Source organism: Streptomyces sp. NBC_00190 (assembly GCF_036203305.1).
GTDB lineage: Bacteria > Actinomycetota > Actinomycetes > Streptomycetales > Streptomycetaceae > Streptomyces.
This window is the reverse complement of record NZ_CP108131.1, coordinates 272,937-285,766: the sequence shown is the minus strand read 5'-3', so window position 1 is coordinate 285,766 and position 12,830 is coordinate 272,937. Positions and strand designations below refer to the sequence as shown.

General features: G+C 68.5%; 20 protein-coding genes. 17 read left to right on the top strand and 3 right to left on the bottom strand.

Annotated elements, in window-relative coordinates:
* Positions 1-19 precede the first annotated feature (19 nt).
* The 7 genes from OG429_RS01560 to OG429_RS01530 all read left to right on the top strand — a co-directional run bounded on the left by OG429_RS01560 (position 20) and on the right by OG429_RS01530 (position 3,366).
* Positions 20-484 (top strand): gas vesicle structural protein GvpA, encoded by a 465-nt coding sequence (locus OG429_RS01560; protein WP_328923453.1) that lies wholly within the window; start codon positions 20-22, stop codon positions 482-484.
* Positions 485-487: 3 nt separating this feature from the next.
* Complete coding sequence (locus tag OG429_RS01555; RefSeq protein ID WP_328923452.1) at positions 488-1,207, top strand: GvpL/GvpF family gas vesicle protein; 720 nt, start codon at positions 488-490, stop codon at positions 1,205-1,207.
* Between the two features lie 27 nt (positions 1,208-1,234).
* Positions 1,235-1,483, top strand: coding sequence for a gas vesicle protein GvpG (locus OG429_RS01550; protein WP_328923451.1), 249 nt, complete (start codon positions 1,235-1,237; stop codon positions 1,481-1,483).
* A 21-nt stretch (positions 1,484-1,504) separates the two neighbouring features.
* Positions 1,505-1,921: a gas vesicle protein gene (locus OG429_RS01545; protein ID WP_328923450.1), complete on the top strand. Its 417-nt coding sequence runs from the start codon at positions 1,505-1,507 to the stop codon at positions 1,919-1,921.
* The gene (locus OG429_RS01540; protein WP_328923449.1) at positions 1,918-2,757 is read left to right on the top strand and encodes a GvpL/GvpF family gas vesicle protein; all 840 of its coding nucleotides are present in this window, start codon (positions 1,918-1,920) and stop codon (positions 2,755-2,757) included. Before OG429_RS01545 ends, OG429_RS01540 begins: the two co-directional genes overlap by 4 nt.
* Entirely contained in the window at positions 2,754-2,975 is a 222-nt protein-coding gene (locus OG429_RS01535; RefSeq protein ID WP_328923448.1) for a gas vesicle protein, read from the top strand. Before OG429_RS01540 ends, OG429_RS01535 begins: the two co-directional genes overlap by 4 nt.
* 124 nt (positions 2,976-3,099) lie before the next feature.
* A complete protein-coding gene (locus tag OG429_RS01530; RefSeq protein ID WP_405680664.1) occupies positions 3,100-3,366 on the top strand; it encodes a gas vesicle protein K in 267 nt (88 codons plus the stop codon).
* A gap of 675 nt (positions 3,367-4,041) precedes the next feature.
* On the opposite strand, the gene OG429_RS01515 is transcribed toward OG429_RS01530, so the two are convergent.
* Complete coding sequence (locus tag OG429_RS01515) at positions 4,042-4,497, bottom strand: hypothetical protein (protein WP_328923446.1); 456 nt, start codon at positions 4,495-4,497, stop codon at positions 4,042-4,044.
* Between the two features lie 507 nt (positions 4,498-5,004).
* Here OG429_RS01515 and OG429_RS01510 point away from each other — a divergent pair.
* The 5 genes from OG429_RS01510 (at position 5,005) to OG429_RS01490 (ending at position 7,280) form a co-directional block, all read left to right on the top strand.
* Positions 5,005-5,316 carry a transglycosylase family protein gene (locus OG429_RS01510; RefSeq protein ID WP_328930126.1) on the top strand — a complete coding sequence of 104 codons (312 nt, stop codon included), beginning with the start codon at positions 5,005-5,007 and terminating at the stop codon, positions 5,314-5,316.
* A 205-nt stretch (positions 5,317-5,521) separates the two neighbouring features.
* A complete protein-coding gene (locus OG429_RS01505) occupies positions 5,522-5,770 on the top strand; it encodes a hypothetical protein (protein ID WP_328923445.1) in 249 nt (82 codons plus the stop codon).
* Between the two features lie 334 nt (positions 5,771-6,104).
* Positions 6,105-6,506 (top strand): hypothetical protein, encoded by a 402-nt coding sequence (locus OG429_RS01500; RefSeq protein WP_328923444.1) that lies wholly within the window; start codon positions 6,105-6,107, stop codon positions 6,504-6,506.
* 164 nt (positions 6,507-6,670) lie between these two features.
* Complete coding sequence (locus OG429_RS01495; protein ID WP_328923443.1) at positions 6,671-6,850, top strand: hypothetical protein; 180 nt, start codon at positions 6,671-6,673, stop codon at positions 6,848-6,850.
* A gap of 154 nt (positions 6,851-7,004) precedes the next feature.
* The gene (locus OG429_RS01490) at positions 7,005-7,280 is read left to right on the top strand and encodes an isoamylase early set domain-containing protein (protein WP_328923442.1); all 276 of its coding nucleotides are present in this window, start codon (positions 7,005-7,007) and stop codon (positions 7,278-7,280) included.
* A gap of 912 nt (positions 7,281-8,192) precedes the next feature.
* Here OG429_RS01490 and OG429_RS01485 read toward each other — a convergent pair.
* Both OG429_RS01485 and OG429_RS01480 read right to left on the bottom strand, forming a co-directional pair.
* Complete coding sequence (locus OG429_RS01485; RefSeq protein WP_328923441.1) at positions 8,193-9,302, bottom strand: SRPBCC family protein; 1,110 nt, start codon at positions 9,300-9,302, stop codon at positions 8,193-8,195.
* A gap of 3 nt (positions 9,303-9,305) precedes the next feature.
* Complete coding sequence (locus OG429_RS01480; protein ID WP_328923440.1) at positions 9,306-10,268, bottom strand: histone protein; 963 nt, start codon at positions 10,266-10,268, stop codon at positions 9,306-9,308.
* 197 nt (positions 10,269-10,465) lie between these two features.
* On the opposite strand from OG429_RS01480, the gene OG429_RS01475 reads away from it, so the two are divergent.
* The 5 genes from OG429_RS01475 to OG429_RS01455 are packed head-to-tail and all read left to right on the top strand — an operon-like array spanning position 10,466 to position 12,812.
* A complete protein-coding gene (locus tag OG429_RS01475; protein WP_328923439.1) occupies positions 10,466-10,840 on the top strand; it encodes a gas vesicle protein GvpO in 375 nt (124 codons plus the stop codon).
* A gap of 30 nt (positions 10,841-10,870) precedes the next feature.
* Entirely contained in the window at positions 10,871-11,329 is a 459-nt protein-coding gene (locus OG429_RS01470) for a gas vesicle structural protein GvpA (protein WP_328923438.1), read from the top strand.
* 3 nt (positions 11,330-11,332) lie between these two features.
* Positions 11,333-12,049 carry a GvpL/GvpF family gas vesicle protein gene (locus tag OG429_RS01465; protein ID WP_328923437.1) on the top strand — a complete coding sequence of 239 codons (717 nt, stop codon included), beginning with the start codon at positions 11,333-11,335 and terminating at the stop codon, positions 12,047-12,049.
* A gap of 38 nt (positions 12,050-12,087) precedes the next feature.
* A complete protein-coding gene (locus OG429_RS01460; RefSeq protein ID WP_328923436.1) occupies positions 12,088-12,336 on the top strand; it encodes a gas vesicle protein GvpG in 249 nt (82 codons plus the stop codon).
* Positions 12,337-12,359: 23 nt separating this feature from the next.
* Positions 12,360-12,812 (top strand): gas vesicle protein, encoded by a 453-nt coding sequence (locus tag OG429_RS01455; protein WP_443051222.1) that lies wholly within the window; start codon positions 12,360-12,362, stop codon positions 12,810-12,812.
* Positions 12,813-12,830 lie beyond the last annotated feature (18 nt).

Genomic DNA, 12,830 nt, shown 5'->3' with positions numbered 1-12,830 from the left:
GCCGGCGGAAGGAGGCGCCATGACCATGGTGCCGCAGGGCGGCGGCCCCGTCGCCCGAGGGCAAGGAGGCGGCACGAGCAGCCTCTACGACGTCCTGGAGCTCATCCTCGACCGCGGGCTGGTCATCGACGTCTTCGTCCGCGTCTCACTGGTGGGCATCGAACTCATTAAGATCGACGCGCGGATCGTGGTGGCCAGCGTCGACACCTACCTTCGCTTCGCCGAGGCCTGCAACCGCCTCGACCTCGAAGCAGGCCGCAAGGCCCCCGCCCAGCTTCCCGACGTCATGGGCAACATGCTCGAAGGCGGGGCCCGCGGGAAGGCAAAGGGAGCCATCAGCGGAGCCGTCGAGGCCGTGACCGATTCCGTGACCGGTAAATTCTCCAAGTCCCCGGAGCCGGAAGAGGACGAAGAGGCGGAGGAAGAGGCGCCCAGGCGGCGGCGGCCTGCTGCCCGGCGCCCCGTACGGAGGGAGAAGGAGTAACCGATGCCGCTCTACGTCTACTCGATCACCGCGAAGGACCACCCCCTGCGCCTGGACGGCGGCAGCAGCGTCGGTGTCGACCCCTCCCCGCTGCGCACGGTCACCGCTGGACCGCTGTGTGCGGTGGTCAGCGACATCGCCGAGGAAATCCGGCCCAAACGCCGCGACCTCACCGCCCACCAACAGGTCCAGGAGCTGCTGATGGCCGATGGGGTGATCCTGCCGCTGCAGTTCGGCTACATCGCCACCGACGACCTCGCGGTCCGCCAGGCACTTGACTCCAACGCGGAGAGCTACCTCGGCGCGCTCAAGCGCCTGGAGGGCTGCGCCGAGTACCACGTCAGGGCCTCGCAGGCCGATGAGGCACCCCTGCTGGAGCAGATCCTTCAGGACGTGCCTGAGGCGAACGACCTCAACGACCGGATCCGCGGCGGAGACCGAGATCCGGGCCTGCCGCTCGCACTGGGCGAAATAGTCGCCCGCGAGGTGCAGGTACGCCAGGAAACCCTGGCGGCCGGCCTGACCGAGGCCCTCGTCCCCTTCTCCCGCGAGCATCTGGCTCACCCGCCCGCCGGGAGCGACTTCCTCAACCTCTCCCTCCTCGTACCTGAAGAGCACAAGGAGGCCCTGCGTACCGCTGAGGTCAACCTGACCCGGGAGATCGGCAGCGACATCGACCTGCGCTTCTCCGGACCGCTGCCCCCCTACAGCTTCGTCCAGTAACCACCCCGCTCACGAAGGGGGAACGCTATGGGACTCCTGACCTACCTGCTGACGCTTCCTGTCGCACCGGTACGCGCTGTCACCTGGGTCGCCCAGCGCGTGGTCGACAAGGCCGAAGAGGAGTACTACGACCCCGCTCCGATCTGGCGCCAGCTGGCCGAGCTGGAGCAGCAGCTGTTGCGCGGAGAGATCGACCAGGAGACCTTCGACCGCGAAGAGGACGAGCTGATCGACCGGCTGGAAGAGATCGCAGCATTCCGGCAGCAGCTTCCCTGAGTTGAGGAAGGAGGGGCCGTCGTGAGTGAATCCCTGCCCGGCCGACCCGGAAGCTTCGCCTCCCGCTCGCCGGTGCCGTACGGGCAGACCTCCTCCTCCAGCCTCGCCGACATCCTGGAGCGGGTCCTGGACAAGGGCATCGTCATCGCCGGCGACATCCGCATCAACCTCCTCGACATCGAGCTGTTGACCATCAAACTCCGGATCCTGATCGCCTCCGTGGACAAGGCCAAGGAGATGGGAATCGACTGGTGGGAGCACGACCCCTCCCTCTCCACCCGGCACACAGGCAGCCCCCTGGAACAGGAGAACCGCCGCCTGCGAGCCGAGCTCGAAGCCCTCCGCGGCCGGCTCGGACCTAGCGGCGACGAAGAAGGAGCCGCGGGTGAGGAGCCGGTCGGCCGACCGGCCGACCGACGACGGGAGAGCCCACCGTGACCACTGGCAACCTCACCTACGTCTACGCAGTCACCCACCACCCCGGGCCGCTCAACCAGGCCCTCGCGGGCCTGCACGGCATCGGCCAGGCTCCGCTCAGGCTCCTTCCCCCCACTGGCGACACCACTGATTCCGCCCCCGGCACGTCGCTCGCACAGCTTGCCTTCGTCGCCAGCGACGTGCCCGAACAAGACTTCAACGAGACCGCCCTCAAAAGCCACTTCGAGGACCTGGACTGGCTCGAGTACGTCGCGCGCACCCATCACGAGGTCGTCCAGGCCGTCGCCGCCCGCGCAACCGTCCTGCCCCTGCGGATGGCCACCGTCTACCAGGACGACCATCGGGCCCGGCAAGCGCTTTCGACACAGCAGGCTGTCTTCACCCAGCGCCTCGACCAGCTGCGCGCCCACACCGAATACGGCGTGAAGGTCTACCTCACACCCGCCGCCGGGCAGCCCCCGAGCGCCGCCCCAGCCCCACCCGCCAGCCCGGGCAAGGCCTACCTGCAGGCCCGCAGAGCCCAGCGCCACTCCCGTGACGCTGTCTACCGGCAAGCTGAGCAGGCTGCCGAGATCATTGAAGCCATCGCATCTCGCCACACCACCCAGCGCGTACGACACGCACCCCAGCGCGGAGAACTCACCGGCCCGCAGGAGAATGTCCTCAACGACGCCTACCTCATCCCCGACGACCAGGCCGAGCAGTTCCAAGCTGCCATCGCCGACGCCGCCCGGAGCTTTCCCGACCTGCGCATCGAGGTCACCGGCCCCTGGGCTCCCTACTCCTTCGCCACGCCGGCACCCGCCCCGGCCGACACCCCCGAGCCACCGCGATGACCGTCAGCGAACGCGGAGAGCCCCTGCCCGGCCGCCAGGTCGCCCTCGTCGACCTCCTCGACCGGCTCCTGAGCGGTGGAGTCGTCCTCACCGGCGACGTCGTCCTGTCCATTGCCGACATCGACCTCGTCCGCATCTCACTGCGCGCCCTCATCGTCTCCGTCAGCTCCGAGACCACCCCCGCGCGGGCACAGAACGGCGGACGCAATGAGCCATGAACACCCCCCGCCCCCACGCTCCAGGCCAGGCCGCCTCCAAGACCTCGGCGACAGTCTGTCCCAGGCCTTTCGCCTCATCCAGCCACCCCCTGCCCCCCACCAACCCACCCGCCCCGCCCACCGCTTGACCACCGACCCGGACAGCGTCGGGGAAGACCTCCTGAAACTCGTCCTCACCATCGTCGAGCTGCTGCGCCAGCTCATCGAACGCCAAGCCCTGCGACGCGTCGATGCCGGCGATCTCACCGATGAACAAGAAGAAGAACTCGGCGCCACCCTCCTCGCCCTCCACGACAGCCTCGCCGACCTATGCGCCGAACACGGCTATGCCCTGGAAGACCTCAACATCGACCTCGGCCCCCTCGGCCCCCTCCTCCCGCCCCACGACTAGTCAGGGCGGCGACCGGACGCAGCACGGGACGATCGGCGGCAGTGGACTGCTCGACTGCCTTCAGCCGGCCGACAGCAGGTCCAACTCGGCCTCGTACAGCTGGGCGGGGTCGCGTTCCATCCCGGCGAAATGGCCACTGAGCTCCAGAAGCGGGCCTCGAACCAAGCAGGCCAAGCTCGCCCAACGGCCCGCTCGACGCGCACTGGTGGAGGTCAAGCTGGCGGGTGACACCTGCGCTTGGTGTGGGCGGCCCGCTCTCGGGCGGGCGGCGAAGCCGGTCCGCTATGGCCGGGTCCGCCTCGTCTGGCCGCCGCCCTCGAACGGAGCGTCCGGGTGCAATGGAGTCACAGAGGCTGGCGGAGGAAGGCCAAGCAGCGCCCGCCTGCCGCAGCCAGGCAGCCAACTGGCTGTGGAAGTCGTCCGGATCAGTGAACGTCCTCGCGGGCAGGACGCTCGTCTCCAGATAGACGTTCGCCCTACCCGGCAGCCCCTTCGCCTCCGGGGCGCGGGCCTACAGGGGCGCACTTTGACCGCCAGCAGTCCGACGAACGCGGCGAACTCACTGGTCAGCCTGCCCCTGCCGATCCCGGCTTCGTTGTCCCGGCCCCGCACAACAACGGGGGGTTTCCTGCGCCCCGCCGTGCTCAACTGCAGCACCACGGACCCTTCGCGCCTTCAGTGGTTCCGACGACTGTGGCGAATGAGGACGAAGACGAGGAGGGCGACCCCCACTGGAATCAGGGCTGTCCACTTGGATCGGGCCACGTGCGCCGCCTGAGCAGCCTTTTCGCGCACCGCGTCGGGGGTTTTGTCGGCTGCGATGTGTCCCGCTCTGGATGCGGTGTCGCGGACGTGCGCAGCGGTTTGTTCCGCCGTGTGGAGAACTGGCTCGGGTGTCTTACTCTTCGCGAGCTCGGTTGCCTGGCCGGTTTTCTCGTGGACCTGGTGGGCGGCCTGTTTGGCTTTGGCGATGGTGTGTTCCTTGAGTGCGGCCGTTCTTTCTCTGGCCGTGGCCTTGCCGTCGGGGAGGGCCCATGGCTCGTCGGCTTGGCCGAGTTCGCCAGTGGGCTCGGCCGCTTGCGGTTCTTCGGAGGGAGAAGAGGACTCGTTGTCGTCATGTTGTCTGGTCATTGGTGTGCCTCTCCATTCCGGCCGTATCGGCCGCGGTCTCGTTGCCGGTGCTCTCAGGCGCGCGGGCTGGGTGGCCCCGGGTCCTGTCGGAGGTCCGCGGTTGATGGACCCCTGCTGTGATGATTGCCCGGCGAGCGGCTCGATTCCCGGAGCTGAGCTGGTGCTCTACTCCAGTCGGCGCAGTCAAGAGACGGTGGTTCGTACCGTCAGGTCGAGGGCAGCCGCCTCTTCGATGCTATGGCCGGCTTCGCCGTTTTCGCGAGGCAACCACATCGAGTGTGGGGCGGCGCTCGTGTCTGCCCGCTGGCGCCCGGCGGCGCTGGCAAGGTCCGTACGGGTGGCGTAGCCCGTTCGCCTGTCGCAAAGCGCGGGGAGCGGCAAGGAGGCGTGGTGTGCTGCGTACACGGCCGGAGGGCCGTAGGCGGGACAGATCTTGTGGGGTTGTCTGCCGATGAAGGAGGATTGATGTCTCGTTTCCAGGACAGCCAGCGAACTGGAGGCACCGTCATGGCACTGCTTAGCGCGGTGTTCTTGTGTCAGGTGATACTGACCCCTTCCAGTGTTCTTGCGGCCGCATCTTCGAAACCTCGCGTCAACTGGGACGCGATCGCCCGGTGCGAGTCCGGTGGCAACTGGGCTGCCAACACGGGTAATGGGCACTACGGCGGTCTGCAGTTCACGCGGTCGAGCTGGAAGGCCGCGGGTGGCCTCCGGTACGCCGCCCGAGCCGACCTGGCGACTAGATCGGAGCAGATCGCCACGGCCGGAAGGCTGGCCGCGATGCAGGGGATGGGTGCTTGGACGTGCGCCCAACGGTAGGGACCCGGTCGCCGTCGAATGTCAGCCAGGCCCGAGCCCGGCCGGCCCCGAGCTCTGGGCAGGGTCGCGCGGGCCGGGCCGACATCGGCTACCGACCCGGCTCTGGTCGAGTGGCGGGCCGGAGCTTGGGCCGGGTCCAGCCGAGCGTCTGCTCGACCGGTCGACGTCCTGCACGGTGGCACCGGTGCCGCACAGCCAGACTGGCTTGTTCACCCCGCCACTGGGCAGCTTCCCGACCGTCAACCGGATCACGGTGCCCTTCGTGATCGCCCCAGGCAGCCCTCCGGGTCAACCGTGGCTCCCGCCGTCGGCGGGCTACCACTGCCAGTACGTCGCGACGCGGGTCGCCACCAAGCTGCGCTGGGATCTGGCCGCGGACGAGGCCGAGCGTCAGGCGCTCCTCGCTCTGCAGGACTGCCCGGACACCACCGTCGTGTACGAGCCCGCCCCCTGATCCCGCGACAGATCCGCCCTGCCAGTGCATAGAGCCAGGCGAACCGCGGGGCAGGTGGAGTAGTTCGGCTGCGCGTGGCGGGTGAGGGTGGTGAGATCGGCGGGGTGAAGGACCCCTTTGGCTGTGACGAGCCGGATCTCCTGGCGTGTTCCGGGAGCGCGCACCGAGCGGCGGCCTGCCGGGCTGTTGCTGCACACGCCGCCGATCCAATAAACCTGGCGCGGTTGCTGGACATGCTGGGGCTGCTGCCCGAGGCCGACCCAGGGTCGTCGCCCCGGGGTGGAAGGTTGAACCGCATGGGTGATCCCCAGGCCATCAGCGGAGTGAGGTTTTCGTGAGCAGCTCGATCGGCCTCTTGGAAGGCTGCCGTGAGGTCCTCCACCACCTGAAGGAGACGCGGGAGATCAATACCGTGATCCTTCGTTTCGCCGAAACCCCGGATGTACTGCTGGTGGAGGTGGAGGGCAATCTGACCCATGAGGAGCTGGTCGCGGCCCTGCCCGTGGACGAGGCGCGTCTGGTCGTGCACGAGCTTTCCTTCGCTACCCCGGAAGGCGCGCGCAGGCACGAGCAGGTGCTGATCTTGTGGGTGCCATCGGGTGCTGGCTGGCAGGAGGAGTCCTACACAGCCGGCTACGCCGCCCTGAAGGAGTATCTCCCGGACGTTCGCGTCCATCTCACGGCCAGACGGTCAGACCAACTGGAGTACCGAAGGCTCGTCGCCCTCGCCGGCTGAGGACCGGGCGTCTACCGCGGCCCGTCCCCGGCCCATCGGCCGCTGCCGGGCAGTGTCCCGCGCGGCGGCGCCAGGCTGCCTTGCCTGGCGGCCCGCCTGGTGGCGAGTGCCAGGAACAGGAGTCAGACCTGTCGGCGCGTCTCCGGTGGACGAGCCGCAGGCCCGTGGCGGTCCTGGAAGTGACCCTGGTCCGCCCGGACCTCGTCGCGGAGATCGGCGCCGACACAGCCGTCGACCGGGGCGGGGTCTACCGGTACCCGGTGCGCTTCAAGCGGCTGCGCCTGGACGCCACGGCCGGGGATGTTCCCCCGGTTCGGGCGGAGCCGGCCGTGGCGGTCGGCTGAGTACCGGCAAGGCGGTCTCAAGTCCCGTATCTCCGTTGCTTCGAGTGCCGGGCGGGTGAAGCCGGGGGCCCGGGCGGCCGCGTGGAGGTGCCTGCCCTCGGTGTGGGCTGCAGGATGAGCCGAAACAGCCACCCGTCTGCAGGAGCTCTCCGCCATGCTCGAACGCAAGCTGCTCAAGGACCGTGCCCAGGTCACCTTCGTCCTGCCCGCGGACATCCCGCCGGGCCCGGTCAGCGTTGTCGGTGACTTCAACGAATGGAAGCCCGGCGCCCACACCCTTCAGCCGCGCAGTGACGGCACCCGCGCGGTCACGGTCGGCCTGCCGGCGAAGAGCGTGCATTCCTTCCGCTACCTGGCGGCGGGTGACTACTGGTTCGACGAGGACCAGGCCGACGGCCACGACGGCGTCAACAGCCTCCTGCACACCTGATCCGACATCCCGGGGGGCGGACCCGCCCCGAGGGTCCGCCCCGCCCAGACCTCACCGGCCGCGCCCTGGCTTCCGGCCGATTGTGCCAGTCATCGACGGCCACGGCCTGGTCGGTATGGTCACGCGGAGCTCGGCCAAGACGTCCGCAGGCCCCATTACGCTCGGTGGTACGACGAACGGTCGGTCAGCGATGAACCCGACCGTTCCGTCGGCGGCCACGGTCTGCTTCGAGGCTCCTTTGGCCTACCTGCTGGGCCAGCTCCTGCGCATGAACCTCCAGCAGCGGGGAAGGCGCCCCAGGCACGCTGGGCGCACACACGACGACCGGTGAAGAGCCGGCCGAGGAGTTCAAGAGGTGGCGCATGGCCTCGAAGCGAGCGGGCGTAGGCCCGACGGACGCCACCACCGACGGCGAGGACCGGGCGGCTCCCTGGAGTGACTTCCAAAGAGTTCTCGACCAGATGTTCGGCCTGCTGGAAGGAGTCCACCAGGGGGACGTAGTCCCGGCATCCGGGGTGACGCCTCGCCGTACCTCGGTCACTGGCGGCGGCACGCGGTGAACATGCGGCAACGGCGACGATGAGCGTCGAGGACACCGCCGCGGCGGCCGACGGGATGACCCGGCCCCGATGCGGTGGCAGTCCTGGCGGAGCGGGCATCGCGTCCGCTCCCTGGACGCGGACCGGGCGGACGACGAACGAAGACCCGCCCCCTGTGTGGACCCGCCCTTCCGTCGAGATCGCCCGCCTGACGGCTGGCCGTAGGGATGCTCCGGCGCTGGGCTCATCCCGGCGGAGGCCGGGGCGGACGTCACGTACGCACGCCCATCAGGGACTTCGCAAAGATTCACCCCGGCGAGTTGAAGTCAGTAGCGGACCGGTCGCTGCCTTTGGCAGCGGCCGGTCAGGGGTTTCAAGCGGCCTGTCGGCGGCGCCGGCGGGGACGGGGCTCCTCTGCCTCCTCCTCGTACTCGCCCTCGCCCTCGTCCACCTCTTCGTCCTCGCCCTCCTCGGCGTCGGGTTCGTCGGTGTCGTACGTGTCATCTTCGGTTTCGGCCTCGGCGTCCTCCGGCTGATCCGCGTCCGCGTCCGCGTCCTCGTCCTCGTCCTCGTATGCTTCCTCTTCTTCACCGTCCTCGGCGTCTTCGTACTGGTCCTCATCCTCCCCCTGCTCATCCTCTCCCTCTGCCGCCTCTTCGTCGTCGAGGGCTTCCTCGTGGGTCCGGACGACTTCGCCGTCCTGGATCTCGCCACGCCAGCCTTCGGGCTCGTCAGTGGTGAGGGTGACGTAGCGCAAGAAGTTCTTGAGGTCCAGACGCAGGCGGCGGCCTTGGGCGCGCCAGAGGTTGCCCGTCTTCTCGAACAGTCCGGCCGGGTTGTACTCGACCACGATGACGATGCGGGTCAGTGACGGGGCGAGCTCGTGGAAGCTGACGCAACCGCGGGTGGTTCCCTTTGCGCCTGATGACGTCCACACGATGCGCTCGTCGGGCACCTGCTCTTGGACGGTTGCCTTCCAAGAGCGGGTGGACGGACCGACCTTGACTTTCCAGTCGCTGTTGGTTTCGTCGTCGCGCGAGACATCGCGGACGCCTTTGGCGAAGCTGCTGAAGTTCTCGTACTGGCACCAGTGGTCGTAGGTCGTGCGCAGAGGCAGCCCGATGTCGAGCGCTTCGACGATGTTGACGACCTTCCCGCCGCTCTTGCGGCCTCGGCCTTTGCCGAATACCTGGGACGCGGTGTCGGCGACCTTGTCCTTCAGGTTGCCGAGTGTCTGGCCGGCGACGGCTTTCAACGGGGAGTCGCCCTGCGCGAGGCGGCCGCCGATTCCGGCTATGTCGGACAGCTTGCCGCCGTTCTCGGCCACGTCGTAGAGCTGGTCGGTGAGGTCTCCGAGTTTGTCGGTCGCCTTCTCGGCCAGCTGGTCCGCCTGGGCGGAGAGATATCCGGACAGTTCCTTGACGAGCTGATCCAGCCCTGAGGTTTCCGATTCCTGGGCGTTGGCGCGGGTTGAGGTTGCCATGGCCTACCTCCGCGCGGACGGCTTGCGCGCCGTCGTCTTCTTGGCGGCCGTCTTGCGTGCCGGGCCGCGGCCTGTGGCCTTCTTGGCAGCCGTCTTCCGTGCGCTGCTCTGGCTTGTGGTCTTCTTGCCGGGCGCTGTGCTGCCGGTCTTCTTGGCGGCCGTCTTGCGCGCAGGGCCGCGGCCTGTCGTCTTTTTGCTCGGCGCCGTCGCGGTCTTCTTGGCCGCCGTCTTCTTGGCGGCGGTCTTGGAGGGTGCCGTCTTGGTGGCGGTCCTCTTCCTGGCCGGTGTGGCCCTGGCCGCCGCGGACTTCGCGCCGGTCGTCTTCTTCGCCGCGGTCTTCTTGGCGGGAGCGGCCCGCTTGGAAGCACTCGGCCGCTGTGCGGCTTTGCGAGTGGGGGCAGCAGAGGGCCTGCCGGTGCGGCCACGGGTCGGTGCTCGCACCTGCCGCCGCCGCGGCGGAGGCTCCTCGCTCGGTTCCTCCTCCGGTTCCTCTTCTTCCTCCGGTTCCTCCTCTTCCTCTTCCTCTTCCTCTTCCTCCTCTTCGGCTTCGGGCTCCGCGTACTCCTCCTCGTCTTCCGCGTAGTCCTGGGCTTCTTCGTCCTCGTAGGGTTCTTCTTCTTCGTCTTCGTAGTCCTCGTCGCGGTCGGAGGCTGGCTGGGTGAGCTCAAGGGTGCGGTCGTGGAGGGTGTCGGCGAGCTCGGAGAGTTTGCGGTTGGCCGCGGCGCTCAGAGCCTGCCGACCGGCGTCGAGGGCTTCCCCGCGCAGTTGCTCACCGAGGTCGGCGAACTGCGGCATCTCCTTGAGCCGGGAGAGGCCTTCCTTCATCAGCTGCCCCGGCTCCAGGCCGAAGCGGCGACCGGCGAGATAGGTGGCCGCGGTGAAAGCCAGGCGGCCCTTTTTGGCTCGGCCGAGCACGTAGCCCCCGACCACAGCGGCTGCGAGCGCGATCTTTGTGGTGTCCTCCATGGTCATCCCCTAATCAGGGCGCTTGCGGACCGGGTGGTACCGCCCGCGGACAGCGGACCGCGGCGTCCACGCCGCCGGCCGACGAAGGCGTACAGCCGGAACGGTCCTCGGAAAGCTCCTGCCCACGGCGCAAGACTTATGCGTAGATTTAGTGACATTCTAGTTTCTGTGAGGCCGTCTCCCCAAGGGAGGGGCTTATGGCCGCAGCAGAACATCCACGCCCGCGGCGGGTGTCTTCCCGGGCCGGCGGCGAAGGTGAAGAGCAGGACACGCAATTCCCACGGCGCGCTGCCTCCCGTCGCCGAACGGGTGTGCCCTCGGCTGCGGCGGCGATGCGTTCGGCGGCCGAGCAGTTGGCCCAACTGCTCGGCCGGTTCCCTGACTCGGTGTCCTCGCTCAAGCCGACGGAGGACGGCTGGGAGGCGCAGGTGGAGGTGGTGGAGCTGGAAAGGATCCCGGACACCACCAGCGTGATGGCCAGCTACCGGGTCGCTTTGGACGGGGAGGGCGAGCTGATCTCCTACGAACGGATCCGCCGCTACAGCCGCGGCATGATCGACCGGTCGACCTGAATGGCCCGGCCGCCCCCAGAAGGAGGCACCATGACCATCGTGCCGCAGAGCGGCAGCAGCATGAGCAGGGCAGGCGGCACGAGCAGCCTCTACGACGTCCTGGAGCTCATTCTCGACCGCGGACTGGTCATCGACGTCTTCGTCCGTGTCTCCGTGGTGGGCATCGAACTCATCAAGATCGACGCGCGGATCGTGGTGGCCAGCGTCGACACCTACCTTCGCTTCGCCGAGGCTTGCAACCGCCTCGACCTCGAAGCGGGCCGCAAGGCGCCGGCCCAACTGCCCGAAGTCGTGGGGAACATGGTCGAAGGCGGCGCCCGCGGGAAATCCAAAGGCGCGATCAGCGGAGCCGTCGAACCGGTCACCGGTTCCCTGACCGGCAAGTCCTCCAAGGCTGAAGAAGCGGAGGAGGAGCAGGAGGAAATGGAAGAGGAACCCGTCAGGCGGCGGCGCCCGGCCCGGCGCCCGGTACGCCGGGAGAAGGGGTGACCGATGGCGTTCTACGTGTACTCGATCACCGCTGAGGCCCACCCGAAGCGCCTTGACCGGCTGACAGGCGTGGGATCCCACCCCTCACCCCTGCGAACCGTCACCGAGGGAGGTCTGTGCGCGGTCGTCAGCGAGGTCGACGGGGAGATCCGTCCCAAGCGACGGGACCTGCTCGCGCACCAGAAGGTGCAGGAAAACCTGATGGCCGACGGTGTGGTCCTGCCGCTCCAGTTCGGCTACATCGCCGACGGCGAGCCCGCGATCCGCCAAGTCCTCCAGGAGAACGCCGACGGCTACTTCAGCGCCCTCGAGCGTCTCGAGGACTGCGCCGAGTACCACGTGCGGGCCTCACAAGAGGACGAGGAACCGCTGCTGCAGCAGATCCTCGCTGACCTCCCGGAGGCGGGCGACCTCAACGACCGGATGCGCTCGGGCGACCAGGATCCCCAATTGCCGCTCGCCCTTGGGGAGCTGGTCGCCGGGGAGGTCCAGGCGCGGCAGGAGTCCGTGGCGGCCGGGCTCGTCGACGCGTTGCTGCCCTTCGCCCGCGAACACGTCACCCACCCGCCCGCGGCGAACGACTTCCTCAACCTCTCGCTCCTCGTGCCCGACGAGCACGAAGACGCGCTTCTCGCCGCGCAGGTGAATCTGGCCCGCGAGATCGACAGCGGTATCGAGCTGCGTTTCAGCGGGCGCTTGCCCCCGTACAGCTTCGTGTAAGCCCACCGCCGTCCACCGGATGGGAAGGGAGGAAGACCATGGGACTGCTGACCCACCTGCTGACGCTGCCCATCGCGCCGGTGCGTGGCGTGGTGTGGGTCGCCCAGCGGGTAGTCGACAAGGCCGAAGAGGAGTACTACGACCCGGCCCCCGTCTGGCGCGAGCTCGCCGAGCTGGAGCAACGGCTGGTCACGGGAGAGATCGACCAGGAGACGTTCGACCAGCGGGAGGACGAGCTCCTCGACCGCCTCAGCGAGATCGAGGAATTCCGGCAGCAGCTGCCCTGACCTGGGAAGCGAGGCAAGTCGTCGTGACCGAACCCCTGCCAGGCCGACTCGGTGGCTTCCCCTCCCGAGCCGCCCCGATGGCGTACGGGCCGAGTTCCTTCTCCAGCCTCGCCGACATCCTCGAGCGGGTCCTGGACAAGGGCATCGTCATCGCCGGCGACATCCGCATCAACCTCCTCGACATCGAACTGTTGACCATAAAACTCCGGATCCTGATCGCCTCCGTCGACAAGGCCAAGGAGATGGGCATCGACTGGTGGGAACACGACCCCTCCCTGTCCAGCCGGCACACCGGCAGCCCACTGGAGCAGGAAAACCGCCGCCTGCGCGCCGAGCTGGAGGTCCTGCGGCGCGAGTCGGCCGACGAGCGCGAAGGCGAACGCGAAGGCGAACGCGAACCCGCGGAACGCACCACGCCGGACGAAGAGTCCCGCGGTGGACCGGCGCGTAGGAGGATCAAGGGGCGCCCGCAGTGAACACGCCCGCGACCTACG